A 26,214-nucleotide genomic window follows, 5' to 3' on the forward strand; every position below is an offset into this window, starting at 1 on the left:
GCGCTCATGCAAGAAAGTATTCAACTGGTTATCGACTCCGCGCCGTATCTGCTTAAAGGCGCGGTCTTTACGCTCCAGCTCAGTATCGGCGGGATGTTCTTCGGCCTGATTCTGGGCTTTATTCTCGCGCTGATGCGGCTCTCGCCCATTGGCCCCATCCGCTGGCTGGCACGCTGCTATATCTCTATTTTCCGCGGCACACCGCTGATTGCGCAGCTGTTTATGATCTACTACGGCCTGCCGCAGTTTGGTATCGAACTTGACCCGATTCCGTCGGCGATGATTGGCCTGTCGCTCAATACCGCGGCCTACGCGGCGGAAACACTACGTGCGGCGATTTCGTCAATCGATAAAGGGCAGTGGGAAGCGGCCGCCAGTATCGGGATGACGCCGTGGCAAGCCATGCGCCGCGCGATTCTGCCGCAGGCGGCCCGCGTGGCGCTGCCGCCGCTGTCGAACAGCTTTATCAGCCTGGTGAAGGACACCTCGCTGGCGGCGACCATCCAGGTGCCGGAACTGTTTCGTCAGGCGCAGCTTATCACCTCACGTACGCTGGAAGTGTTCACCATGTATCTGGCTGCATCGCTGATTTACTGGGTGATGGCGACGGTGCTGTCGGCGCTGCAAAACTATTTTGAAAATCAGCTTAACCGCCAGGAGCGAGATCCGAAATGAGTGCAATCGAAGTCAAAAACCTGGTGAAGAAATTCCACGGGCAGACGGTGCTGCACGGGATTGACCTGGAAGTAAAAGAGGGTGAAGTGGTGGCGATCATCGGGCCGAGTGGCTCGGGGAAAACCACGCTTTTGCGCAGCATTAACCTGCTGGAAGTGCCGGAAAGCGGCACTATTCGGGTGGGTGATATGACCATCGACACCGCGCGTCCGCTCAGCCAGCAGAAAGGGCTGATCCGCCGCCTGCGCCAGCACGTCGGCTTTGTGTTCCAGAACTTCAACCTGTTTCCGCACCGCACGGTGCTGGAGAACATCATTGAAGGGCCGGTGATTGTCAAAGGCGAAGATAAAGCAGAAGCCACCGCCAGAGCGCGGGAGTTGCTCGGCAAGGTGGGGCTTTCAGGGAAAGAGGAGAGCTATCCGCGCCGTCTCTCCGGTGGCCAGCAGCAGCGCGTAGCGATTGCGCGTGCGCTGGCAATGCGCCCGGACGTGATCCTTTTCGATGAGCCAACCTCGGCGTTAGATCCAGAGCTGGTAGGGGAGGTGCTCAACACCATCCGCGCGCTGGCCGAAGAGAAGCGTACGATGGTTATTGTCACCCACGAAATGAGCTTTGCCCGCGACGTCGCCGACCGGGCCATCTTTATGGATCAAGGGCGCGTGGTTGAACAGGGGGAAGCGAAGGCGCTGTTTGCGAACCCACAGCAGGCGCGCACCCGCCAGTTCCTGGAAAAATTCCTCATGCAGTAATAGCGGCGCGGACGCGCCCGGGATTAACGGCGCGCGTCCGCGTACGACTTATTTTTTATCGCAAATGATGCCCTAAGGTTATTTACGCGCTTTTAATGAAAAATTTTACTTAAGTATGCCTAATCAATAGGTGGGCTTTATATTGCCCTGAATAGAGCCAAATGGCCTGGTGACGGTGTTTACGCGGCATTCGTTGCAAAAATAGGGGAAATTAGGATTATTTTGCCGAAGCGTGATATTTTATACATATAAATAAGATTTATGTGTTAGGTTTCTGTATTCATAAAAATGATTATTGATCAGGGGGTTTCTCGTAGTTATGAGAGACGATGATTTTTTCAGTTGGCGGCGGGAAATGCTGCAAATTTTCCAGGCGGCTACAGCAAGCGATCAGATATATGCGCTCTTACAGCAGCAGACCGAATATCTGGAATATGACTTCTTCGCACTGTGCGTGCGCCATCCGGTGCCTTTCACACGGCCTCGCATCTCGGTATATACCACTTATCCCGATGCCTGGATGAGTCACTATAAGTCTGCGAATTATATGGCTATCGATCCGGTGCTGAAACCGGATAACTTCTCGTTGGGTCACCTGCGCTGGAACGATGAACTGTTTAGCGATGCACAGGAGTTGTGGCTCGCCGCGCGCAAGCACGGTTTGCATACCGGGGCGACCCAGTGTCTGATGCTGCCAAACCACGCTCACGGTTTCCTGTCGGTATCGCGCACGCGCGTGGCGCGTCAACCGCTTGCGGAAGACGAAATGGCGATGCGGTTGCAGATATTACTGGAGATGAGCCTGCTGGCGTTATTACGCGTCGAAGACGAAATGGTGATGCCGCGGGAAATGAAATTCAGTAAGCGGGAATTAGAAATTCTGAAATGGACGGCGGAGGGGAAAACATCGGCGGAGATTTCGATGATTCTGTCTATTTCCGAGAATACCGTAAACTTCCATCAGAAGAACATGCAGAAGAAATTTAGTGCGCCTAACAAAACGCAGATTGCCTGCTATGCGGCGGCGATTGGATTGATCTGACTCGTTCGTACGTTCTGCGTGCCAGACGGCAAACCGGCTGTAAGCAGCGATGCTTCAGCCGGTTTAAGATTACTGGCGATAAGCTTGTTTAATTTGCTTAACGGTGCTGGAAAATACGGCAGCCTGAGCTTCATCTTCTAACTGCGCAATTTGTTTTTCCATTTTAATAATCACACGCCCCGCATCTGCCTGCCCCATTGCCTGCAGCATCAGCGTCAGCATTGCCTTCAGGCAGGAAAGTTCCTGGGCCAGATTTTGATTATTTTCAGCGGTAGAAAAATCAGGTGTGCTCATTTATTGCCTCGTACAATTTCTGCGCATTATGCGCGTTCCGGATTATGAAAGCGGCGCAGTATACCACAAGCCGGAGGAAAAAAAGGAGCGCCTGTTTTTTGCGCGCAGCTCAGATCTGTTATTCATTATTATTTAGCGGTGAGAAGACAGGCAGTTAGCGCCGAATTGTTTAAATATGGTTCCTTCATCGTTAATTGTTGTTACATATTATAGGGGCTATTTATCAAATATACGACAAAGTGCCTGTTTACTCGGGTTATTGTTGTCCGCATACTGACTTTTGTGTTGGGCATCTTATTGTTTTTTAGGTCTTTCCAGCACCTGTACACGAATATTTCCAAAAACGAGATCGAAAACGGTGCTCTGGCATTTTTAGACTTTCACAGTTGATATAAAACCCGGTAGTATGGGTGAATTAAGAAGTAGTAGCGTTATCCCTATTCTGGAGATTATTCCTTTGATCAACGTCCTTCTTGTTGATGACCACGAACTGGTGCGCGCAGGGATACGACGCATTCTCGAAGATATAAAAGGTATTAGAGTGACCGGCGAAGCCAACTGCGGGGAAGATGCGGTGAAATGGTGCCGCGCCAACCCGGTCGATGTTGTGCTGATGGACATGAATATGCCGGGCATCGGTGGCCTGGAAGCCACGCGTAAGATTGCGCGCTCTGCCGTCGACACCAAAGTCATCATGTTAACCGTACACACGGAAAACCCACTTCCCGCGAAGGTAATGCAGGCCGGCGCTGCGGGGTATCTGAGTAAAGGTGCCGCCCCGCAAGAGGTGGTCAACGCCATTCGCTCGGTCTTCTCCGGGCAGCGTTACATTGCCTCAGACATCGCCCAGCAAATGGCGTTGAGCCAGATTGAGCCGGAAAAGACCGAATCCCCGTTCTCCAGTTTGTCTGAACGTGAATTGCAGATTATGCTGATGATCACTAAAGGCCAGAAGGTGAATGAGATCTCAGAACAGTTGAATCTGAGTCCTAAGACGGTCAACAGCTACCGCTACCGTATGTTTAGCAAATTGAACATACACGGTGATGTTGAACTGACGCACCTGGCAATTCGCCATGGCCTGTGCAATGCGGAGTCGTTAGCAAGTCAGTGAGTGATGTTTTTGATTCAAAAGCCTTTCTGAAAACCGTAACCAGCCAGCCCGGCGTTTATCGTATGTATGATGCCGGCGGTACGGTCATTTACGTTGGCAAAGCCAAAGATCTCAAAAAACGCCTTTCCAGCTATTTCCGCACTCAGGTTGCTTCCCGCAAAACGGAAGCCCTGGTGGCGCAGATAGCGCAGATTGATGTCACCGTTACCCATACCGAAACGGAAGCGCTGCTGCTTGAGCATAACTATATCAAGCTTTATCAGCCTCGCTATAACGTTCTGCTGCGCGATGACAAATCCTATCCCTTTATTTTCCTGAGCGGCGACGCGCATCCGCGTCTGGCGACCCATCGCGGCGCTAAACACGCGAAAGGGGAGTACTTCGGGCCGTTCCCTAACGGCTATGCGGTGCGGGAAACGCTGGCGCTTCTGCAAAAGATCTTCCCGATTCGTCAGTGTGAAAACAGCGTCTACCGTAACCGTTCGCGTCCGTGCCTGCAGTACCAGATTGGTCGCTGCCTGGGGCCGTGCGTGAAAGGACTGGTAAGCGAGGAAGAGTATGCCCAGCAGGTTGACTACGTGCGGCTGTTTCTCGCTGGCAAGGACGACCAGGTGCTGACCCAGCTGATTGCGCGGATGGAGAAAGCGAGCCAGGCGCTGGCGTTTGAAGAAGCCGCGCGTATTCGCGATCAGATTCAGGCCGTCCGTCGTGTCACCGAGAAACAGTTTGTCTCCAACAACGGCGACGACCTCGATGTGATTGGCGTGGCGTTTGAAGCGGGTATGGCCTGCGTGCACGTGCTGTTCATCCGCCAGGGGAAAGTGCTGGGTAGCCGCAGTTATTTCCCCAAAGTTCCAAGCGATACCGAACTGGGCGAAGTGGTGGAAACCTTCGTCGGCCAGTTCTATTTCCAGGGCAGCCAGATGCGAACGCTGCCGGGCGAGATCCTGCTCGACTTTACGCTGAAAGACAAAACGCTGCTGGCCGATTCGTTATCCGAGCTGGCGGGGCGTCGCATTCAGGTGCAAACCAAGCCGCGCGGTGACCGTGCGCGCTATCTGAAGCTGGCGCGCACCAATGCGGTGACGGCGCTGTCGACTAAACTTTCTCAACAGTCGACCGTCCATCAACGCCTGCAGGCGCTCTCCGCTGAGCTAAAGTTACCGGCTATCAAGCGCATGGAGTGTTTTGATATCAGCCACACCATGGGGGAACAAACCGTTGCCTCGTGTGTGGTATTTGATGCCAATGGTCCGCTGCGCGCCGAATATCGCCGCTACAACATTACCGGTATTACGCCGGGCGATGACTATGCGGCGATGAACCAGGTGCTGCGTCGCCGTTATGGTAAAGCCATCGATGACAGCAAAATTCCTGACGTTATCCTGATTGACGGCGGGAAAGGGCAGTTGGGCCAGGCAAAAGCGGTATTTGCCGAGCTTAACGTGCCGTGGGACAAAAACCACCCGCTGCTGCTGGGCGTGGCAAAAGGCAGCGACCGTAAGGCGGGCCTTGAGACGCTGTTCTTTGAGCCGGAAGGTGAGGGCTTCAGCCTGCCGCCGGATTCCCCGGCGCTGCACGTCATTCAGCATATTCGCGACGAATCACACGATCATGCGATTTCCGGGCACCGTAAGAAACGCGCTAAGGTTAAAAGCACCAGTTCGCTGGAGACCATCGAAGGCGTGGGGCCAAAACGCCGCCAGATGTTGCTCAAGTACATGGGCGGGCTGCAAGGTTTGCAGCAGGCAAGCATTGAAGATATTGCGAAAGTGCCGGGAATCTCGGTCGGACTCGCAGAAAAGATCTTCTACTCGTTGAAACATTAGGGGCTCTGTAGCAACATAGGGCTAATATTTACTGACAACAGATAGTTACCTCGCCATGCAATATAATATTCCTACATTGCTCACGTTGTTCCGCGTCGTCCTGATCCCGTTTTTCGTGCTGGCGTTCTACCTGCCGTTCACCTGGGCTCCCTTTGTGTGTGCGCTTATCTTCTTTATCGCAGCGGTAACCGACTGGTTTGATGGCTATCTGGCGCGCCGCTGGAACCAAAGTACCCGTTTCGGTGCCTTCCTCGATCCGGTGGCGGATAAAGTGATGGTCGCGATTGCGATGGTGCTGGTGGCCGAACACTACCACACCTGGTGGGTGACGCTGCCGGCAGCGACCATGATTGCCCGTGAAATTATCATCTCCGCGCTGCGCGAGTGGATGGCGGAGCTGGGTAAACGCAGCAGCGTAGCGGTCTCCTGGATTGGCAAAGTTAAAACCACCGCACAGATGGCTGCGCTGGTCTGGATGCTGTGGCGCCCAAATATCTGGGTTGAGTGGGCCGGTATTGCGTTATTCATGGTTGCAGCGGTGCTGACGCTGTGGTCAATGCTGCAATATTTGAACGCGGCGCGCGGTGATTTGCTTCAAGAGTGATCGTTTCGGCGTAATTTTCAGCAAACGATTCAAAGTTGAGAAAATTACCGTTGACTCACCGCGTCAGATAAGTAGAATGCAACGCATCGAACGGCAGCACTGATTGCCAGACGATAGCAAAATCAAGTGGTTAGCAAATCAACTTGATAATGCGGGAATAGCTCAGTTGGTAGAGCACGACCTTGCCAAGGTCGGGGTCGCGAGTTCGAGTCTCGTTTCCCGCTCCAAATTAAAAGCATCGGCATTAGCGGGTGTTTAAGCATCAAAGGCGCGTTAGCAAAGCGGTTATGTAGCGGATTGCAAATCCGTCTAGTCCGGTTCGACTCCGGAACGCGCCTCCACTTTTTTCCCTGGCCGGATGGTGGAATCGGTAGACACAAGGGATTTAAAATCCCTCGGCGTTCGCGCTGTGTGGGTTCAAGTCCCACTCCGGCTACCATGGGAAACAAAAGAATAATCAAAGCAATAAGCAGTGTCGTGAAACCACCTACGGGTGGTTTTTTTGTTTTTGTCCTTTCTACTCTCTTTCATCTATCTCCTTATTTTTACCGTTTATTCTCCTCTGTATTTTTAATTTTGTCTTGTCTGACGCGTTCCGGTTTTGGGGTTTCGAGTAGTATCGATCATGCCAATTGCATTGAGGTACTGACGCTCGAGTTGATGCCGCTAAGAGCGCCATTCTGCAGTGGGGATGAGATGGACAAAGTAGGTGTTAGCATGAAAAGGATGGTTAAATGTCAATAACAGAGTTAGATACCAATTTTATCGAACGACTTAAAAATATTACAATTGATAGCGAATCTGAGCTCAACTTTTTTGAACTGGGCGGCTCCGGATATCTTGAAAATCCAACGTCAGACTTAATCGCGCTTTTTATGGGGGCTCAGAAGACCGTTTCGCCATGGTTGCTCAAAGCATTGTTGTGCAACCTGGATACAACTCTTGATGTTGATGATATTGATTTCACTTCGCTGGAAGTTCAGAGAGAGGCTCAAACAGCTGATGGAAAGTATCTGGATATCCTGATAAAGCATGATGAGTTCATTATCGGCATTGAGCATAAGGTTCGTGCTGATACGTATAACCCTTTCCCAAGCTATGTAAATCTTATTGAGCGCTATGGTGATAACAATCAACGCGTTTATCGATGCATATTGAAGCCCGATAACAACTACGCGAAAGGTGCGGAGGGTTGGCAACTTGTCAATTATTCAGAACTGCTAACAACCGCACTGCAGCGTTTAGGCGGTGAGTTAATGGACAATCCGCTCAGCAAGTGGACTGTCTTCTATCAAGAGTTTTTAAATCATCTTAAAAATTTAAGCGAGACTAGCATGGATAGCGTATCAGATAAAAATGTCGAGTTCGTCACTGAGAACTTCAGCTCATTAATTAAGTCGGTCCAATTGCTTGAGATGTATGAGAGCGCGATAACCGAAGAAGCAAAGCTCGTGGTATCAGAAGTCCTGCCAGATGCGCATATCGCCACCAGTATCAATAACTGGAAGGACTACTATAAAGCCATTCATCTGATGCCTGGATGCTGGGGGCAGGGGAAAACCGGTGTGACCCTGGTTTATCGTCCTTCTTCTAATGGGCAAGGCGAAGCTGAGTTTTATGTGAATGGTTGGATTCACTCTGATAATTACCCAGATATTAATGCGCTCAAAGAAGAGGTGAGGCTTGCGTTAAGCAACGGGAGTTTTATTCCAACGGCCAGCCCTGAAGATTACGATGTCTCAATCACGAGCAAGGGGCAGCTTCTCGAGTTGAGTTTCTGGGGTAATACGCACAGTAAAAAGGATGCGATGATGCTTCTGAAAGATATGACTACGTGGGTAGATGAACGCATCGGAGCGTAGCGGTAGTGCGTGTTTAATAACCACCTGAATGCTCATATTTCTTGATTCTTGCGACAATATTGCTTTGCAGACAGAAATGATTGCCCGAAAACGATACCTCATTTTGAGGGCAATCATTCAACAGCTTATTCCTCTGATTCTCACAACCCAAATTACCTGCAAAATGATACCATCCAGCGATAGTCTGATAATAACGCTACGATGGTGATGCAAAGATGATGGACTCACATGCAGTAGGTCAGCGTAAAGCATTATGGGATGCTTTCTGCCGCGATCAGAACATAATTAAAAACAGCGCGCCGCTCTTCGAATTGGACCACGAATCTGTCGTGCGCATTCGCCAGATAGGCAAAACCGCATCCAGGAGTATTCTCTCGCGAAGCCTATCGATGGAAGAAAAGGTTATCACCGAGACCACCATTCTTATCGATGATATTTCGAACGCTCGTGAGCAGTTCGACGGACTTATTTATATGATGTTTACCCGCCAGAACGACGATGTGATACCGCTCTATATCGGTAAAGCAGAGTCAAAAGGGCGCAGTAATCCGGTGTCCGCCAATATTAAAGATATCGACAGGGTAAAAGACAAATTTGCTCGATGGGGGGATAACTACCAGTATCATATTGGCGATCTGAGCGCTTCCGTTCTGCCGGGACACGATGCTAAATACGTGACCTTAAAGTATCAGCACTGGGCTGAACGTCTGTTTGTTTCATATCCCTCGGAAAGGCCGCAGCTAAAACAGGATGTCTGGTTCTGGTGCAAAGCGTGGAATAAAAATGATGTCGGTATCTGGCCCGAGTTTGGCCCAACACGATTAACGTTCCTGGAATATCTGTTGATCGGCGTGGCAAGTTCGCTATTCCCTGACGTATTGCTTAATCGTGAAGGGCACAGCCGAAGCTAATTGCCCTATATCATGTCGGGGAGCCATGTACCCAGAAAAACGGATCACGACGCTTAGGTAAACCCCTCAGGTCAAATCCTTCATAAACTCACTGCGAAAGCGCGCAATTGGGTTTTTCTTGCGCGACCACCCAGGCTGGAAATGCTGCCAGTGCGCATCGCTGGCGGTGGCTAGCAGCTCATAATCGCCGCGGGTATCTCCCCAGGCGCGGAGATGATAGCGGCTGAGCGGGCCATAAACCGCCTCAAGGCGATTGATTTTGTGGATGCATCGGCAGTTATGGCCGACGATCCGCCCCGTTAACACGCCATCCTTGCTTTCCAGTTCGGTTCCTATCAGCTTAATCCCCAGCTTTTCAGCAAAAGGCCGCAGGACGATCATCGGCGAGGCGGAGCACAGCGTTACTTCGGCGCCGGATGCGCGTTCTGCCGCTACCGCCATCAGCCCGGCCGGGCGCATCAGTTTTTTCCAGGTGCGCTGGCAGTAGGCTTCCGCTTTGTCCTGTACCCATTTTTCGTCACATCCGGCGAGGAAGGTGGTGATCAGCACTTCCTTAAGCTCATCGCGGGTCAGTCGGCGGCGAAAGCACTGCACCGAAGGGATAACGAGACGCAGCATTTTGCGGGCAAACCGGCGACGACCGAAGGCGAACTTCAGGAAGGGGATAAAGCTGTCGTGCCGGGTCAGGGTACCGTCAAAGTCAAAAACGGACAGGATCTGTTTATCGGCCTCGATTATCGTCATCATTTTTCTCGCGCTGGTAGGTATAGATAAAATGTTACCACTAGCCATAGTGGAAGCAAAATATGCCCCGTTTGTCTCTGCACGCCGTCTGCGCATCGCCTCACTCCCTTTGCACCATCAGGTAACATAAGCCGAACAATTTGCTACAAAAATGCACAAAGCGTGACTATTGCATTATTTATGTACTTTATTGTTAACGAGATGTGATCCCCGCCGTAATTTCACCGCGCCGAGGCAGAGGCTTGACCCGCGCACTCTATACTCAAAATTGTCAAATTCCAGGCAAGGGTGCGTAAAGTTGGCAACCATTTTGCTTAATGATTTGGCCTGAAAAGCGTAAGGAAACCTCGCCGTTATCAGCAGGATATTGTCAGGATGTCGTTGTTTGGTGCTCGCGCCAGTCGTTCGGCTTCACACCGTTATGCATAAACCTCTTTGCTAAGGTAGATAATAATGTCGCTGAAATTTATAAAAAGTCCGCTTTCTCTTGTGTTGGCAGGGTGTCTGGTGACGGCGTTTTCCGCCCAGGCCGATATCGTGATTGGCGTGGCAGGGCCATTTACCGGGCCAAATGCCACCTATGGCGATCAATACTGGCATGGCGCCACCCAGGCGGCAGCGGATATCAACGCTGCCGGTGGGATTAACGGCGAGAAAATTAAGCTGGTGCAGGGGGATGACGCCTGCGAACCGAAACAGGCCGTGTCGGTCGCTAACCGCCTGGTCGATCAGGATAAAGTGCAGGCCGTGGTCGGCCATTTCTGCTCCTCTTCCACCATGCCTGCCTCAGAGGTTTATAACGACGCTGGGGTTCTTGCGATTACCCCGGGCTCCACCAACCCGCTGATTACCGAACGTGGGATGAACGATATGTTCCGCATGTGTGGTCGCGATGACCAGCAGGGCGGCGTCGCCAGCGATTTCATCATCGATAAACTGAAGGCCAAGCGCGTGGTGATTATCCACGATAAAGACACCTACGGTCAGGGGCTGGCGGATGCCACCCGTGCCGCGCTGGCAAAACGTGGCGTCAAAGATGTGATGTATGAAGGCCTATCGCGTGGTGAAAAGGACTTCAACGCCCTGGTGACCAAGATTGGCGCGCAGAAACCGGACGTGGTCTTCTTCGGTGGCTGTCACCCGGAAGCAGGCCCGCTGGTGCGCCAGATGCGTGAGCAGGGCGTACAGGCGAAATTCTTCTCCGGCGACTGTATCGTCAACGAAGAGATGGTCACCGCCGCGGGCGGGCCGCAGTACACCAAGGGTATCTATATGACCTTCGGTAAAGACCCACGCCTGATCCCGGACGGCAAAGCGGTCATCGAGAAATTCCGCGCCAACAAGTTTGAGCCAGAAGGCTACACCCTCTACTCCTACGCCTCAATTCAGGCGATTGCCGCAGCGTTCAAAGCTACCGGCGGTGCCGACTCTGCGAAAGCCAGCGCCTGGCTGAAAGCCAACCCGGTTGAGACGGTGATGGGCAAAAAAGCCTGGGACAGCAAAGGCGACCTGAAGGTCTCGGATTACGTGGTCTACCAGTGGGACGACCAGGGCAAGTACAAGGAAGTCGAGTAACGAGACGGAATCACGCTCAGCGCCGGTATGAGTTCATACCGGCGCTCAATAATAGATGACACAACACGAGCGAGCGATGATGGAGACATTCTTCCTGCAACAGTTAGTTAATGGATTGACGCTAGGTTCCGTCTACGGATTGATAGCCATTGGTTACACCATGGTCTACGGCATTATCGGTATGATTAACTTCGCGCACGGCGAAGTGTATATGATATCGGCCTATCTCTGCGCCATCGGTCTGGCGCTGCTCTCTTATTTCGGCCTGCACTCTTTTCCGCTGCTGATCCTCGGCACGCTGGTGTTTACCATCGTGGTGACGGGAGTTTACGGCTGGACGATTGAGCGCATCGCCTATAAACCGCTGCGTAACTCCACGCGCCTGGCGCCGCTGATTTCCGCCATCGGCATGTCGTTGATTCTGCAAAACTACGCGCAAATCAGCCAGGGGCCGCGTCAACAGGGCGTGCCGACGATGCTCGACGGCGTGCTGCGACTGCATATCGGTGAAGGCTTTGTGCAGATAACCTACACCAAAATCTTTATTCTGCTGGCCTCGTTTGCGGGCATGCTGCTGCTGACCTGGATAATCGGCCATACCCGCCTTGGGCGCATGTGTCGTGCCGTGCAGCAGGATCGCAAAATGGCATCCATCCTCGGCATTAATACCGACCGGATTATCTCGCTGGTGTTCGTTATTGGCGCGGCGATGGCGGGGTTGGCAGGGGTGCTTATCACCATGAACTACGGCACCTTTGATTTCTATGCCGGGTTTATCATCGGTATTAAAGCTTTTACCGCCGCGGTGTTAGGGGGCATCGGCTCGCTGCCGGGGGCGATGCTCGGCGGGCTGCTGCTCGGGGTTGCCGAAGCGCAGTTCTCCGGAATGGTGAACACCGACTATAAGGACGTCTTCTCCTTTGGTCTGCTGGTGGTCATTCTGATTTTCCGTCCGCAGGGGCTGCTTGGTCGCCCGATTGTCGCCAAAGTGTAGGAGCCGAACATGACGCATTCAACGGCCGTACACGACGGTTTTTCTCTCAAGCGCTGCGTGCTGGATGCGATTTTCGCAGGCCTGGTGGCGCTGATTATCTTTGGCCCCATCGTGGGCGTAGTGCTGGACGGCTACAGCTTCAACTTTAACGGCCAGCGGCTGGTGTGGATTGTCGCGGCGGTGATGATAGGGCGTTTTGCATTAAGCGCGCTGTCGATGACCGCCGTCGGCAGGCGCTTCAGCGCGCGGTTTGAAGGTGACAGTGCCGGGGTTTATGTCCGCTCGCCAGACTATAAAAGCAACATGCGCTGGGTTATCCCGCTGATCCTGGCGCTGGCGGTCTGCTTCCCGTTTGTGGCGACCAAATATGTGCTGACGGTGGCAATCCTTGGGCTTATCTACGTGCTGCTAGGCCTGGGGCTGAACATCGTGGTCGGGCTGGCGGGGCTGCTGGATCTTGGCTACGTCGCCTTCTACGCCATTGGTGCTTACGGGCTGGCGCTTGGGTATCAGTATCTGGGGTTGGGCTTCTGGTCGATGCTGCCGATTGCGGCGCTGATGGCTGCTGCCGCTGGCGCATTGCTCGGCTTCCCGGTGCTGAGGATGCACGGCGACTATCTGGCGATCGTGACGCTGGGGTTTGGCGAAATCATCCGCCTGGTGCTCAACAACTGGCTGAGCTTTACCGGCGGCCCGAACGGCGTATCGGCACCGCCGCCAACCTTCTTTGGCCTCGAGTTTGGTCGGCGGGCGAAAGAGGGGGGCGTGCCGTTCCACGAGTTTTTCCATCTCACCTACAACCCCAATATGAAGTTTATCTTTATCTATGCGGTGCTGGTTCTGGTGGTGCTGCTGGTGCTCTACATCAAACATCGTTTAACCCGCATGCCGATTGGCCGCGCGTGGGAAGCGCTGCGGGAAGATGAAATCGCCTGCCGTTCGATGGGGCTTAACCACGTGCTGGTGAAGCTGTCGGCGTTTACGCTCGGCGCTTCCACGGCGGGTATCGCCGGGGTGTTCTTCGCCACCTATCAGGGGTTCGTCAACCCGACTTCGTTCACCTTCTTTGAGTCGGCGCTGATCCTCGCCATCGTGGTGCTGGGCGGTATGGGCTCGACCATTGGCGTAGTGCTGGCGGCATTTGTGCTCACCGTCACTCCGGAGCTGCTGCGCAGCTTTGCTGAATATCGCGTGCTGCTGTTTGGCGTGCTGATGGTGGTGATGATGATCTGGCGGCCGCGTGGCCTGATTCGTATCAATCGCAGCGGTTTTGCCGTGCGTAAAGGAGTTGCGCCATGAGCCAGGACGTGATTCTGAGCGTTGAGCATCTGATGATGCATTTTGGCGGCATTAAGGCGCTGAACGACGTTAACCTTGAGGTTAAGCGCGGGTCAATTACAGCGCTGATTGGCCCGAACGGCGCGGGGAAAACCACGGTGTTTAACTGCCTGACCGGCTTCTATAAAGCCTCCGGCGGCAACATTCTGTTCAATACCCGTAATAAAACCACCAACGTGATTCAAATCCTCGGGCAGAAATTCCAACCCGGCGACTGGATAAACCCTGCGCAGTTTGGCCAGCGGCTGTTCTATAAAATGTTTGGCGGCACCCATCTGGTAAACCGGGCCGGGCTGGCGCGAACGTTCCAGAATATCCGCCTGTTCCGCGAAATGTCGGTGATTGAAAACCTGCTGGTGGCGCAGCATATGCAGGTCAACCGCAACCTGATTGCCGGGGTGCTGAATACGCCTGCTTATCGCCGGGCCGAAAGCGATGCGCTGGATCGCGCCTTCTACTGGCTGGAGGTGGTGGATCTGGTGGACTGCGCGAACCGGCTGGCGGGCGAGATGTCCTACGGCCAGCAGCGACGTCTGGAAATTGCTCGCGCCATGTGCACCGGGCCGGAGATGATCTGCCTTGATGAACCGGCGGCGGGGCTGAACCCGGTGGAAACCCGGGCGCTAAGCAAGATTATCCGTTTCCTGCGCGAGCACCATGCGATCACGGTGCTGCTGATTGAACACGATATGGGGATGGTGATGGAGATATCGGACAACATTATCGTGCTCGACCACGGCGATGTGATTGCGCAGGGAAGGGCTGAGCAAATTCAGAACGATGAAAAGGTGATTGCCGCCTATCTGGGCACCAGCGAAGACGAGGTGAGCCTATGAGCGAGCCGATGCTGGAGTTTCGTGAGGTCGATGTTTTTTACGGCGTGATCCAGGCGCTTAAGCAGGTCTCTCTGCAGGTTAATAAGGGTGAAACGGTCTCGCTGATTGGCGCCAACGGGGCGGGAAAATCGACCCTGTTGATGTCGATTTTCGGCCAGCCGCGCATTCGCAGCGGACAAATTCTCTTCTGCGGTGATGATATCAGCCATAAATCGACCCACTACGTGGCCTCAGGCGGGATTGCCCAGGCACCGGAAGGGCGAAGAATCTTCCCCGATATGACCGTTGAAGAGAACCTGCTGATGGGCACCATCCCGGTGGGTACACAGTATGCGGCAGACGATCTGCAAACCATGTTCGATCTCTTTCCGCGCTTAAAAGAACGGCGTAAACAGCGAGCGATGACCATGTCCGGCGGTGAGCAGCAGATGCTGGCGATTGCCCGCGCGCTGATGAGCCGCCCGAAACTGCTGCTGCTGGATGAACCGAGCCTCGGGCTGGCGCCGATCGTGGTCAAACAGATCTTCCAGACGTTGCGCGAGCTGGCGCGCAACGGCATGACCATTTTTCTCGTGGAGCAGAATGCGCACCATGCGCTAAAGCTGTCGGACCGTGGCTACGTGATGGTTAACGGTCAGATTCGCCTCAGCGGCAGCGGTGAAGAGCTGCTCGGTAATCAGGAAGTGCGTAAAGCGTATCTGGGCGGGGCGTAGCGTGCTATAACAGAGCATCTTTGGCTGCTGTATACGATAATCATGCCTACGCTCGAAACGTTTTTAACCTTCCTGGCCGCGCTGGCGCTGCTCGAAATCTCTCCTGGCCCTGACATGATGCTGACCATTGCGCGCGGCATCGGTCAGGGTCGGCGTATTGCGCTGCTCTGCGTGCTGGGGAACGTCTTTATTGCCGGGTTTGTGCAGGTCTCGTTTCTGGTTCTCGGGCTGGTTACGGTGGTGCACGCCTGGCCGATGGCGTTGGATATTCTGCGCTGGGTCGGCGCGGCCTATCTTATCTGGCTCGGCATCAAGATGTTGGCCACCTCCGGCACCGATACCCGGCTCAAGCGCACGGTGCGCATTTCCGGCAAGCAGGCGCTAAAAGAGGGGGCCATCAACAGCCTGACTAACCCCAAATCGGTGCTGTTTATGTTCGCCTTCCTGCCGCAGTTTGTTGACCCAGCCGTCGGGCCTATCTGGCTTCAGCTGCTGATTTTTGGCGTTATTCAGAAGCTTGCCGGGATCTTCTCGCTGGGTACCGTAGCGATGGCTTCCGGCAGCTTTGGCGAATGGTTAGGCAAACACCCTGGTTTCCTCAAGTGGCAGGAGCGCTTTACTGGGGGGGTGATGATTGGTCTTGGTCTGCGTATGCTGCTCGGCGGCAGCGCCATGTCGCCGGGGAAAGGGCAATGACGCTGGAGTTCAACGGCAAACTCCTGCATCATTGCGCCTTAACTGATATGCCTCATCAACAACGATAGAGAAAGAGTATGAAAACGGGACCGTTAACCGAAAGCGAACTGGAATGGCTGGACGAAACAATTGCAAAGTATGCCACCGATGCGTCAATTATTGATGTGTCTGAACTGGACGGCATGCTGACGGCGATTCTGTCGTCTCCACTGGAGATTGAACCTGCCGAGTGGATGTTTGCCGTTTGGGGCGGAGCCGACCACGTGCCACACTGGGCGACCGACCGCGAGCGTGACCGTTTCGTCAATCTGACGCTGCAGCATATGAGCGACATCGCCGACCGTCTGAACGACTACCCGGATCAGTTTGATCCGCTGTTTGGTACCCGCGAAGAAGAGGGCCAGGAGCTGACCATCGTTGAAGAGTGGTGCTATGGCTACCTGCGCGGTGCGGCGCTGACCGATTGGTCCGGCCTGCCGGAAGAGCTGCAGGCGGCGTTTGACTGCATTGCGTTGCACGGTGATGAAGAAAAAACAACGGCGCTGGGTGCTTTCACTGCCGAGCAGTATCTCGACAGCATCGATAGCATCAGCCCGGCGGCGCTGGCGCTGTTTGACTATTGGATGGACAATCCGAAAGAAGCGCCGGTCAAACAACCGATTAAAAACGAGCAGAAGGTTGGGCGTAATGACCCTTGCCCGTGCGGCAGCGGTAAGAAATATAAGCAGTGCTGCGGAAAATAATTTTTTAAGGGGCCTGATGGTCCCTTTTTATTTCACCGCCAATAAGGGGTTGTTGCCCGGATAATCCTCGATTTAATCACATCACCTTACAATTCGCGATACGCTGAATTCAATCATCATACAAATATTTATTATTTACTCTCTATTTATATAAAGAGATATTCTTACGTAAAAAACACACAATGTGGACGTATTGTGAATGTTGATCAAACGCAAACGGCAGGGCTATTAACGATCGTAATATAAATTTTTATATAGCGATTTAAATAATAGGTTTTTAAGTGAAAAATAAGTACGGTTGGCGGATAGTTCTCTTTTCATCTGCCGCAGCGTTGTGTCCGCAGGTGGTGCTTGCAAACGGTAGTCTCTCTTCTCAGCAGCAAACGAAAAAAGAAGACAATATGGTCGTGACGGCTGCGGCACCGGAGGACACCTCCGATTCCCAGGCGGGGTCCGGCTTTGTCGCAGATGATATTGAGTTAGGGCCGCTGGGAAATAAGCAGTGGATTGATACGCCCTATTCCAGCAATACCATCAGCCAGGCGATGATAAAAAATCAGCAGGCGAAAAGCGTCAACGATTTACTCAAATATGCGCCGAGTACGCAGATGGAAGCGCGCGGTGGGCTGGATGTCGGCCGCCCGCAAAGCCGCGGCATGGAAGGCAGCGTGGTGGCAAACAGCCGTCTTGACGGGCTGAATATTGTCTCCACCACGGCGTTCCCGGTAGAAATGCTGGATCGCCTCGATGTGGTCAATAGCCTGACCGGCGCGCTGTACGGCCCGGCGAGCCCGGCAGGTCAGTTTAACTTTGTGCAGAAACGGCCTACGCCGCAGGCTTACCATAGCGTCACCGCCTCTTATCAAGGGCGCAGCGCCTATTCCGGCCATCTTGATTTAGGCGATACGGTGGGCAGCAATAAGCAGTTTGGCTATCGACTCAATTTACTGGATGAAGACGGCGAAGGTGATGTGGTCGGCAGTACGCTGCGCCGGAAATTGGCCTCTCTGGCGTTGGACTGGGATATCCGTCCGGGCACGCAACTGCAATTGAACGCCAGCCATTATGAATTTATCCAGAAAGGGTATCCGGGCGGTTTCAGCTACAGCGATGATATTCAGTTACCGAAAGCGCCAGACCCACAAAATAAAAATCTGGCGCTCAATACGGCGGGGGAAGATTTAACCACCGATACTATCAGCACCAAACTGATTAATTATTTCTCCCCGGACTGGTATTTAACCACGGCGGCGGGATATCAACAGGCTGACCGCGCCACACGCAATGTGACGAATAAAATTGTCGATAATAAAGGCGATATCGATCGTTCGATTAGCGACTACAGCGCGGCAGGGCGTTTTCGGGTATTAAGTGATTTAATGACCCTGAATGGCCACTTCGACACCGGCAGTTGGGGCCATGATGTGGCGCTGTCGACAACCGGCTATCAGCAAATTAGCTATTCGGCGACGGGTAAAAGCCAGAGCTACGATCTGGGCACCACCAATATGTATGACCCGGACGCGATGGTAGAGCCGTCGGACGGTAAAATTCATACCGACGGCGACCGCTACAAATCGGGAACCAGCAGCCAGCAGAGCATCACCGCCGGTGACACCATTGCCTTTAACCCGCAGTGGTCGGCCATGATCTATCTCAGCCAGAGCTGGATGGAGACGCAAAGCTACGCCAAAACCGGTGAGAAGACCGATCAGGACGATCAGCAGGGCATGAGCCCGGAAGCGGCGCTGATGTATAAAATCGTGCCGTCGGTGATGACCTATATCAGCTACGCCGATTCACTGGAGATGGGCGATACCGCGCCGACCGATGACGGTGTGAAAAACGCCGGTCAGACGCTGGATCCTTACCGCAGCCAGCAGCTTGAGTTTGGTATCAAAGCAACGGAAGGCGGGATGAACTACGGCGCGGCGCTGTTCCGCCTGAAGCGTCCGTTCGCCTACGTTGATGATGACGACTATTTCCGCGAAGAAGGCGAGCAGCTCAACAAAGGGCTGGAGCTGACGGCAAACGGCAACGTCTGGTCAACGCTGAATATCTATAGCGGCGTCACCTTGTTGGATCCGCAGCTGAAAGATACCGGTGATGAAACCACCACCGATAAACGCGTCGTTGGCGTACCGAAGGTGCAGGGTAATATTCTGATGGAGTACAGCCTGCCGTCGATTCCGTCCGTGGTGTATGACGCTAACGTCCATTACACCGGCAAGCGCGCGGCAAACGACACCAACACCACCTGGGCGGCCAGTTACACCACGCTGGATCTCGGCCTGCGTTACAACAGGAAGATTGAGAACGTCGGCTCGACCTGGCGCGTTGACGTCACCAACGTCACCGACGAGCACTACTGGGCATCGATTTTCCCTGGCGATATTAACGGATCCGGCGGCTCAGAAAGCGCTTTCCTCGGCCCGGGGCGCGAAGTGCGGGCATCTGTTACGTTTGATTTCTAGCGCTGGTTTTTCAGCTGTTTGAACTGCTATTTAGCGCTGAGGCGCTAAATAGCAGGCGCTGCAGTATTTGTATATCGCGCGCAACAAACTACGTCGTTTATCGGATTTCAGTTGTAAAACACTCTGCTATTGTGGGCGAAAGGATTTTTGCATGGAATAGCAGAGGTTGATATGAATAGGGTATCTACACATGGCTATGTCTATATTCTGGCATCCGAAAAAACGAATTATATCAAGATTGGTGGAACCGATTATCTGCCACAGAAAAGATGTAAAGAGATAGATAAGATGCCAGCCTACAGTCAGTATGCACCATGGCATATCGTTGATTTTAGGGAAGTTGATAACTGGCGTGAGGTGGAACATCATCTGCATTATATTTATCGTGACAGCCTTTGTCGGGACATCCCTAACCAAAAAGAACTTTTCCTGATACCGGCTAGCGATGTTTCACTGCGTCTTGAAGAACTTGGACCATTACTCCCGACCGCGCGCCCCAAAATTGATCGTATGTTTCATAACCAGGCAATGAGTGATTATTTGGTTAAGTTGTTCAGCACTGCAGGATGCGAACGCTGGCGTTCAAAAGAGGGAGTCTGGACGTTTACTCTCTTTCCTGGCGCCACTCATTCTGGCTGGGCTCGCTTCTTTACGCTCAATATTCATAGTCATGAAGTGGCTTTTTGTACGAGGGCCAACGACTATCAATCGAATATGCTACGTATGGATAGCCTGATTTTGAAGCATCAGAGGACATTGGCGTGGTTAAGAAAGCGCGATGGAGAGATAGCGACGGGTTACTACAAAACGGCCTTGCCGGATTCGAAATCGGTGTCGTTTCGCGGCGATTTTGCAGACTGTCTTGAGTTTCTGGAACTACCTGGGGTACATGAGGGCATTGCTACCTATTGGGATCGCGCACTTGAAAAATATAACCACAGCATTCAGAAGAAATACCATAACTACCTAGCGGTAGAGGAAATCCTGAAAAGGATAAAGGTGTAATTATTGGCTCAACGCTGGAACCGACAATGCTGCCTGGCCTGGGAAACTAAAAAAGTAAGGGCCAGGCAGCAGTCGCGATGTTACCCCACCGACGGCAGCAACCCCGTCGCAATCCCCGCCTGAATCAAAATCACCGCAATCCCGCAGGCAAAGACCAGCCACAGCACCGGTTTGCCACCCGCCACGCGATAGCCGCCTTCCGGGTGGTGTTTACGGCTTTGCATCGTCAGCAGCGACGGAATAATCAGCGCCAGTACCGCCAGCGCGACGCCGGCATAGCCGAGCGCCATCACGAACCCACGTGGGTAAAACAGCGCGAAGGCCAGCGGCGGCAGGAAGGTGATGGCACCGGTTTGCAGACGGCCACGCACGCTGTTTTTGCGCTGGAACAGATCGGCCAGGTAGTCGAACAGCCCTAACGCCACGCCGAGGAATGAGGTTGCCAGCGCCAGGTCGGCAAACAGGTGGACCGCCAGTTCGACGTGCGGCGAGGCCACCACTTCACGGATTGCCAGCAGCAGGCCGTTCAGCCCGGAGTGTTGTTCCATCAGCGCGCTGAACACCGGCGAGTCGATGCTGCCGAGCGTGGCGAGCTGCCAGAACAGATAGGCAACCAGCGGGATAGCGCTGCCGATAACAAACACGCCGCGCAGTTTACGAATATCGCCGTTCATATAGCTGACGATGCTCGGCACGCTGCCATGAAAGCCGAAGGAGGTGAAAATCACTGGGATTGCCGAGAGCGCCAGACCCTGCTCCAGCGGTAGCGTCATCAGGTTGATCTTGTGGATATGCGGCAGCAGCAAGATCAGCATGACGATCAGAAAGATGATTTTGGCGCTGAACAGGAAACGGTTAAACAGATCGACCAGCGAAGTGCCAATACAAATCACCAGCCCGCCGACGGCGGTAAACAGCAGCACGCCAAGTGACGGCGGCATATCCATGCTGAACCACTGGCTCAGGCTGGAAGCCAGCAGTTCGCCTGCGCCGCTGATGTAGGCGGCGGTTAACGCATACATCAAGAACATCATGCTAAAACCGGTCGCCCACTGGCCGTAGCGGCCGAGGTAGCGTAGCGCCAGCGTCCCGAGACCGGTGTCGGCAGGTACGTGCTGGTAGACTTCCAGCAGCAGCAGGGCGGTATAGCACATCAGCGCCCATAGGCCTGCTAGCAGCAAGACGGTGACGCCAAAGCCTACGCCCGCCGATGCCAAAGGCATCGCCAACATTCCTGCGCCGATCGTGGTGCCGGCTACGATTAAAATACTCCCCAGGGTACGGTTCTTCACGCTTTCCTCTACTGCAGAACAGATTAACGACCAAAGATGTCGCGCAGAGTATGTGAAACCCGAAGGTTCGTCAAATCTGAATTACAGCAGGTGTACAGTATTATTTACGATTTAAGGCGGTGTGATAAAAGCTGCGTTAGCGCAAAACATGCAAAGTAAATGCAGTTTATGGTGGCATTTTTTACAGGAGGAATAATGGAATCCATTCACGGTCATGAAGTCCTGAATATGATGATTGATTCAGGTGAGCAGTACAGTATTGAAAGCCTGGAAACGGCCATTCATGCACGCTTTGGCGAGCAGGCGCGTTTTCATACCTGTTCAGCGGAAAATATGAGTGCTGGCGAACTGGTCGCGTTTCTGCATAAGAAAGGGAAGTTTATTCCGCAGGAATCTGGCTTTACGACGACGGAAAGTAAAATCTGTCGCCATTAATCGGCAGCGGCGTGAAATACGCCGCTGCACGAACCTTAATTTTGTGTATCGAGCGTGGCCAGCTCTTTATCAATAAAGTACAGGCCTTCACCGCTTTTACCCGCCAGCGTCAGCTTATCGATAACGGATTTAAACAGCTTCTCTTCTTCGTGCTGCTCAGCCACATACCACTGCAGGAAATTAAAGGTCGGATAGTCCTGATTGGTCATTGCTGCGTGAGCCAGTTCATTGATTTTACTGGTAATCAGCTGTTCATGCTCGTAGGTCACGCGGAACAGTTCGTCCAGTGACGCATATTCGGCAAACGGGGTCTGAATGGTGGCAATACGCGGCAGGCTGCCGGTATCGGTCAGGTAATCAAACAGGCGCTGCATATGGGTCATCTCTTCCTGAGCGTGGCGGCGTAAAAAGGCCGCAGCCCCTTCAAAACTATTGAAGCTACACCAGGCGCTCATCTGCTGATACAGCAGAGAAGAATAGAGTTCGAGATTCATCTGTTCATTTAATTTCTCGATCATTGCCGCTTTAAGCATGTTTTCGCTCCTGGAAAAATACGTTACGAGTTAATTACAGCGGCACTATAAATTGTTATTAATTTATTTGCAAAAGGTAAATATAAAAACATTTATTTAATAATGCGAATGGGAATAAAACGCATTGGCATAAATATAACGGTTTATTTTATTGTGATATTAACGCCGGAATACACCGGCGCGCATTTAATAATAGGCGGCGGAGGTGGGAACGTTGGCAATACCGCGGCACTGATACTGCAAGGTGATGTGTTCGTTCAGACACAGCGAACCGCTGGTGGTTGTACAGGTGGTGATAGGCTGGCCGTAGGAAAAGGCGGTGGCGTATCCTATCTGCTGGCAGGCCTTATTGGCCTCGGACTGGGCGAGATAGTTATCGGTTTTTGCATTCTGCAACATCGCCTGCCCATAGGTCAGACGGACGATGCCGCTGTTGGCATCAACCTGGCTTACGCTCGCCGCACGGGGTACGGTACAGGCCGTCAGAGCCAGGAGGGCGGGAATAAGAATGAGGCTTTTCATCAATTCGCTCTGCGCAATAATCGTGATCTCATTGTAGCTGTCGTTCCTGAACGCAATCCTTTGAATAGCCGCAATAACCTGGGGCTAATCCTCTTGTGACTCATAAATCGCCTTAAATTGCGGGTGTAGCTCGCAGAACAGAGATACCAGCGTTGGGTCAAAATGGCTGCCGGCGCTGCTGACGATAATTTCGTAGGCGCTTTCATGAGAAAAACTCGGCTTATAAACACGCTTTTGCCGCAGGGCATCGTAGACATCGGCCAGTGCCAGAATACGAGCTTCCAGCGGGATCTCCTCTCCGGCTAAACCTTCGGGATAGCCAGTACCGTCCCATTTTTCGTGGTGATAGTGAATCAGGTTTTCTGCCACCGATCCCAGCACCAGCCCCTGGACGATACGCCAGCCTTTAATTGCGTGCTGTTGGATCTGTTTAAACTCATCGTCGGTCAATTTGCCTTTTTTTCGCAGAATATGTTCAGGCACGGCAATTTTGCCAATATCGTGCAGGGAAGCGAAGGTCTCTATCTCACGGATATGCTTTGGCGGTAGCTTTAGCGCGCCTGCCAGCAGGCTGCAATAGGCTGCTACCCGGCGAATATGGCACCCGGTCTCATCATCATGGACATGGTTAATTTTCTCCATCGCCTCAACAATGCTGCGGTTAATGGCCCGGTTCTTATTCATATGCCGCCACATCATCAGCATCAGGCTAAGAATAAAGAACAGCAGGGCCAGCAGCCCAGCGCTGATAATCTGCAATGCGTTTTTGCTCAGGGAGGTGGATGCCGCAACGTTGGTCGTCGGCGTGAGTTGGTGGCGATTGCTGGAGATAAGATGCACCTGAGTGAGCAGCGCGTACAACGGGTGAGCAAGATTGACCCAGGTACCAATCTGGTAGCTGGAGTGGGTAAGCCCGGCAACCTTCAGCGCGCCACGAAACAGATCGCTACCGCGCAGCGCCTGCTCCAGCGAACTGAGGTCGCCAAGGATAAAGTCGATATGGTTGCTATCAATCGCATCGAGCAGTTCATCGATCGACGCTCGGGCAATCAGAGTGACATCGGTGCCGAACCGTTGACGCAGATAGTAGGCGGCAAACGAGCCGCGAATCACCCCCACGCGCTGATGGCGAACCTGCTCTTCATCGAGAATAAAGGGAGCGCCAGCCTTGTTGTAATAGGCGTTGTACCAGTTCACCAGCGGGCCGACTAACCCCTCCATTTGCGCGCCGTCGCGCACATCAATAATATCGGCAAGGTGGATAGGCCAGTCTTCATTTTTCATCCTTATCATGTAGTTATCAACAAATTGTACGTCGACGTTGATGTTCAGCAGGTCGCGTAAATCGTTCACCATACTGATCGCGCTGCCGTGATAACCCTGGTTGTCTTTCCAGATGATGGGCGCGAAGTTTTCATTCTTTGGCAGCCACAGGGTGAGCCGGTTTTCCTGCAGCCAGGTGTGCTCTTCAGGCGTGATGGTGAGGAAATGACGGAAGTACTCGAGCTGGCTTTGTTCCTCCAGCGCCTGCAGTTTCCCGCTTTGCAGCCATTCGTTGATCAACTGGTTGATGTTGTCGCGCAGCGAAATCAGCTCCGGGCTAATGCCAAATGAGGCGGTAATACGCAGCGAGTCAAACGGGCGGGAGAGGGTGTAGTAAAATTGCGGGCTACCGATTTCCCTGTCTTCATTAATATAGAAATCCGCACCGCCGCTGCGCAGGATCTGCAGCGCCTCTTTACTGCTGTCGACTTCAATAATCTGCTGGAACTGCAATGCCGGATAGGTTTCTCTCACCAGCGCCTGCGTAGGGTCGCTACGGCGAAAAATAACCCGTGTATTATTGATGTCAGTGATGGTTTTGGCCTGGCGAGTGATGCTGGCGGCAACGATCGAATTTTCAAGCAGGCGGGTCGACAGAATCGTGTTTTTCAGATGGTCTTTGGTTTGCAACACGCTGGCGTAGAGGCCATAGTCATGGTGGTTAAAGCGTTGCTCAAAGGTGGTGCCATCGATAGGGCGCAGCGTCAGGTTATAGCCGTAGCGCGCATTAATGGCGTGCAACAGTTCCGGGTAGAAGCCCTGATATTGCCCCCGCGCGTCGCGCCAGAACTCGAAACTATCGGCATCGAGTATCCATACGGGAATAGGGGCCGCCGCCCGTGTCTTTTGCGGCGGAGCCGCATGGGCGCGGGGCAGGCAAATTAGCAGCAGGGTCAGTAGAGCAAGGAGACCCAGCGCGTGTCGAAGTCCTCGGCAGTCCTGTGTCACAAATCAGTTCCTTTGTAGTGACGATTTCATCCATTGAAACGCAGACAAACAGCAGGGGCTTTCTGCCCATAGACCCAGTGTAGTCGACCATTCAGCCAGGTGATAGTAAATAAGTAATGGTTTGTGTAAGGTTTTATCTGCGCCACCTGGACAAAAATGTGACCTCATCGGTAAAAATCAAAACAACTTTTCATAAAATTTGAAAGTGTGTTTGCCTGGTAGTAAGGTGAATAGACTAATCGAACGACTGCGGGTAAGCCGCTTAGCTTTCAGGAGAGGAAAGAATGAAAATTGCACTGATGATGGAAAATAGCCAGGCCAGCAAAAACGCGACTATTCATCATGAGTTAAAAGCCGTTGCCGATGAAAAAGGCTTCCCGGTCTATAACGTGGGTATGAGCGATGAGAACGATCATCACCTGACCTATATCCACCTGGGTATTATGGCCAGCATCCTGCTGAACTCCAAAGCGGTAGATTTCGTGGTGACCGGCTGCGGTACCGGCCAGGGCGCGATGATGTCTCTGAACATTCACCCAGGCGTGGTCTGCGGCTACTGCCTGGATCCAGCAGACGCCTTCCTGTTTGCTCAGATCAACAACGGTAACGCGCTGTCTCTGGCTTTCGCTAAAGGCTACGGCTGGGGCGCAGAGCTGAACGTTCGCTACATGTTCGAAAAAGCGTTCACCGGCCGTAACGGCGAAGGCTACCCACCAGAGCGTAAAGAACCACAGGTGCGTAACGCCGGCATCCTGAACCAGGTTAAAGCTGCGGTAGTGAAAGAAAACTATCTGGATACCCTGCGCGCTATCGACCCTGCACTGGTGAAAACCGCCGTTTCCGGTCAGCGTTTCCAGGAATGCTTCTTTGAAAACTGCCAGAACAAAGAGATTGAAGCCTTTGTTCGCGAGATGCTGGCATAAGCCTGACGCTCAGCGGTTAAATAAAAACCCACGCCATGGC

Annotated in this window: 25 protein-coding genes and 3 tRNA genes; 22 read left to right on the top strand and 6 right to left on the bottom strand. The window is 53.0% G+C overall.

What is annotated here, in order from left to right; translation table 11 throughout:
• Window positions 1-6: 6 nt before the first annotated feature.
• The 3 genes from tcyL to sdiA all read left to right on the top strand — a co-directional run bounded on the left by tcyL (window position 7) and on the right by sdiA (window position 2,466).
• Window positions 7-675, top strand: a complete 669-nt coding sequence (gene tcyL, locus HII27_RS21145; protein WP_185669402.1) for a cystine ABC transporter permease — start codon at window positions 7-9, stop codon at window positions 673-675.
• On the top strand, window positions 672-1,424 hold the full coding sequence (gene tcyN / locus HII27_RS21150; RefSeq protein WP_185669403.1) for an L-cystine ABC transporter ATP-binding protein TcyN: 753 nt from the start codon (window positions 672-674) through the stop codon (window positions 1,422-1,424). Before tcyL ends, tcyN begins: the two co-directional genes overlap by 4 nt.
• A gap of 319 nt (window positions 1,425-1,743) precedes the next feature.
• Window positions 1,744-2,466 carry a transcriptional regulator SdiA gene (gene sdiA / locus HII27_RS21155; RefSeq protein WP_185669404.1) on the top strand — a complete coding sequence of 241 codons (723 nt, stop codon included), beginning with the start codon at window positions 1,744-1,746 and terminating at the stop codon, window positions 2,464-2,466.
• Between the two features lie 69 nt (window positions 2,467-2,535).
• Here sdiA and HII27_RS21160 read toward each other — a convergent pair whose 3' ends face one another.
• Complete coding sequence (locus HII27_RS21160; RefSeq protein ID WP_035894108.1) at window positions 2,536-2,760, bottom strand: DUF2594 family protein; 225 nt, start codon at window positions 2,758-2,760, stop codon at window positions 2,536-2,538.
• A 457-nt stretch (window positions 2,761-3,217) separates the two neighbouring features.
• Here HII27_RS21160 and uvrY point away from each other — a divergent pair, with 457 nt between their 5' ends.
• The 8 genes from uvrY (at window position 3,218) to HII27_RS21200 (ending at window position 9,080) form a co-directional block, all read left to right on the top strand.
• Window positions 3,218-3,874: a UvrY/SirA/GacA family response regulator transcription factor gene (uvrY, locus tag HII27_RS21165; protein ID WP_064544562.1), complete on the top strand. Its 657-nt coding sequence runs from the start codon at window positions 3,218-3,220 to the stop codon at window positions 3,872-3,874.
• Window positions 3,871-5,703, top strand: a complete 1,833-nt coding sequence (uvrC, locus tag HII27_RS21170; protein ID WP_185669405.1) for an excinuclease ABC subunit UvrC — start codon at window positions 3,871-3,873, stop codon at window positions 5,701-5,703. Before uvrY ends, uvrC begins: the two co-directional genes overlap by 4 nt.
• A gap of 55 nt (window positions 5,704-5,758) precedes the next feature.
• Window positions 5,759-6,307, top strand: a complete 549-nt coding sequence (gene pgsA, locus HII27_RS21175) for a CDP-diacylglycerol--glycerol-3-phosphate 3-phosphatidyltransferase (RefSeq protein ID WP_185669406.1) — start codon at window positions 5,759-5,761, stop codon at window positions 6,305-6,307.
• Window positions 6,308-6,458: 151 nt separating this feature from the next.
• Window positions 6,459-6,534, top strand: a tRNA-Gly gene (locus HII27_RS21180).
• Window positions 6,535-6,574: 40 nt separating this feature from the next.
• Window positions 6,575-6,648 (top strand) — tRNA-Cys (locus HII27_RS21185).
• A gap of 11 nt (window positions 6,649-6,659) precedes the next feature.
• A tRNA-Leu gene (locus tag HII27_RS21190) sits at window positions 6,660-6,746 on the top strand.
• Between the two features lie 295 nt (window positions 6,747-7,041).
• On the top strand, window positions 7,042-8,169 hold the full coding sequence (locus HII27_RS21195) for a PD-(D/E)XK nuclease family protein (RefSeq protein WP_185669407.1): 1,128 nt from the start codon (window positions 7,042-7,044) through the stop codon (window positions 8,167-8,169).
• 215 nt (window positions 8,170-8,384) lie between these two features.
• A complete protein-coding gene (locus tag HII27_RS21200; protein ID WP_185669408.1) occupies window positions 8,385-9,080 on the top strand; it encodes a hypothetical protein in 696 nt (231 codons plus the stop codon).
• A gap of 66 nt (window positions 9,081-9,146) precedes the next feature.
• On the opposite strand, the gene HII27_RS21205 is transcribed toward HII27_RS21200, so the two are convergent.
• Window positions 9,147-9,824, bottom strand: a complete 678-nt coding sequence (locus HII27_RS21205) for an HAD family hydrolase (RefSeq protein WP_185669430.1) — start codon at window positions 9,822-9,824, stop codon at window positions 9,147-9,149.
• Between the two features lie 453 nt (window positions 9,825-10,277).
• On the opposite strand from HII27_RS21205, the gene HII27_RS21210 reads away from it, so the two are divergent.
• From HII27_RS21210 to HII27_RS21250, 9 genes are all read left to right on the top strand, one after another.
• Window positions 10,278-11,399, top strand: coding sequence for a branched-chain amino acid ABC transporter substrate-binding protein (locus HII27_RS21210; protein WP_185669409.1), 1,122 nt, complete (start codon window positions 10,278-10,280; stop codon window positions 11,397-11,399).
• Window positions 11,400-11,478: 79 nt separating this feature from the next.
• The gene (locus tag HII27_RS21215) at window positions 11,479-12,393 is read left to right on the top strand and encodes an ABC transporter permease subunit (protein WP_185669431.1); all 915 of its coding nucleotides are present in this window, start codon (window positions 11,479-11,481) and stop codon (window positions 12,391-12,393) included.
• 9 nt (window positions 12,394-12,402) lie between these two features.
• On the top strand, window positions 12,403-13,692 hold the full coding sequence (gene livM / locus HII27_RS21220; RefSeq protein WP_185669410.1) for a high-affinity branched-chain amino acid ABC transporter permease LivM: 1,290 nt from the start codon (window positions 12,403-12,405) through the stop codon (window positions 13,690-13,692).
• A complete protein-coding gene (locus HII27_RS21225; protein ID WP_185669411.1) occupies window positions 13,689-14,567 on the top strand; it encodes an ABC transporter ATP-binding protein in 879 nt (292 codons plus the stop codon). Before livM ends, HII27_RS21225 begins: the two co-directional genes overlap by 4 nt.
• Window positions 14,564-15,280 carry an ABC transporter ATP-binding protein gene (locus HII27_RS21230; RefSeq protein ID WP_185669412.1) on the top strand — a complete coding sequence of 239 codons (717 nt, stop codon included), beginning with the start codon at window positions 14,564-14,566 and terminating at the stop codon, window positions 15,278-15,280. Before HII27_RS21225 ends, HII27_RS21230 begins: the two co-directional genes overlap by 4 nt.
• 42 nt (window positions 15,281-15,322) lie before the next feature.
• A complete protein-coding gene (locus HII27_RS21235) occupies window positions 15,323-15,976 on the top strand; it encodes a LysE family translocator (RefSeq protein WP_185669413.1) in 654 nt (217 codons plus the stop codon).
• Between the two features lie 77 nt (window positions 15,977-16,053).
• Entirely contained in the window at window positions 16,054-16,719 is a 666-nt protein-coding gene (locus tag HII27_RS21240; protein WP_185669414.1) for a YecA/YgfB family protein, read from the top strand.
• 344 nt (window positions 16,720-17,063) lie between these two features.
• Window positions 17,064-19,193 (top strand): TonB-dependent receptor, encoded by a 2,130-nt coding sequence (locus tag HII27_RS21245; RefSeq protein ID WP_317983862.1) that lies wholly within the window; start codon window positions 17,064-17,066, stop codon window positions 19,191-19,193.
• A gap of 171 nt (window positions 19,194-19,364) precedes the next feature.
• A complete protein-coding gene (locus HII27_RS21250) occupies window positions 19,365-20,198 on the top strand; it encodes a GIY-YIG nuclease family protein (RefSeq protein ID WP_185669415.1) in 834 nt (277 codons plus the stop codon).
• 80 nt (window positions 20,199-20,278) lie between these two features.
• On the opposite strand, the gene tyrP is transcribed toward HII27_RS21250, so the two are convergent.
• Complete coding sequence (tyrP, locus tag HII27_RS21255; RefSeq protein ID WP_185669416.1) at window positions 20,279-21,490, bottom strand: tyrosine transporter TyrP; 1,212 nt, start codon at window positions 21,488-21,490, stop codon at window positions 20,279-20,281.
• A gap of 195 nt (window positions 21,491-21,685) precedes the next feature.
• Between tyrP and HII27_RS21260 the strand changes: the two genes are divergently transcribed.
• Window positions 21,686-21,925, top strand: a complete 240-nt coding sequence (locus HII27_RS21260; RefSeq protein ID WP_185669417.1) for a YecH family metal-binding protein — start codon at window positions 21,686-21,688, stop codon at window positions 21,923-21,925.
• A 35-nt stretch (window positions 21,926-21,960) separates the two neighbouring features.
• Here HII27_RS21260 and ftnA read toward each other — a convergent pair whose 3' ends face one another.
• From ftnA to HII27_RS21275, 3 genes are all read right to left on the bottom strand, one after another.
• Entirely contained in the window at window positions 21,961-22,458 is a 498-nt protein-coding gene (gene ftnA, locus HII27_RS21265) for a non-heme ferritin (RefSeq protein WP_185669418.1), read from the bottom strand.
• A gap of 186 nt (window positions 22,459-22,644) precedes the next feature.
• Window positions 22,645-22,980, bottom strand: coding sequence for a YecR family lipoprotein (gene yecR / locus HII27_RS21270; RefSeq protein ID WP_185669419.1), 336 nt, complete (start codon window positions 22,978-22,980; stop codon window positions 22,645-22,647).
• 84 nt (window positions 22,981-23,064) lie between these two features.
• Window positions 23,065-25,251: an HD domain-containing phosphohydrolase gene (locus tag HII27_RS21275; RefSeq protein WP_185669420.1), complete on the bottom strand. Its 2,187-nt coding sequence runs from the start codon at window positions 25,249-25,251 to the stop codon at window positions 23,065-23,067.
• Between the two features lie 284 nt (window positions 25,252-25,535).
• Here HII27_RS21275 and HII27_RS21280 point away from each other — a divergent pair, with 284 nt between their 5' ends.
• Window positions 25,536-26,174, top strand: coding sequence for an RpiB/LacA/LacB family sugar-phosphate isomerase (locus HII27_RS21280; protein ID WP_185669421.1), 639 nt, complete (start codon window positions 25,536-25,538; stop codon window positions 26,172-26,174).
• The last annotated feature ends 40 nt before the right edge of the window (window positions 26,175-26,214 follow it).

The organism is Kluyvera sichuanensis, assembly GCF_014218705.1.
Classification (GTDB): domain Bacteria; phylum Pseudomonadota; class Gammaproteobacteria; order Enterobacterales; family Enterobacteriaceae; genus Kluyvera; species Kluyvera sichuanensis.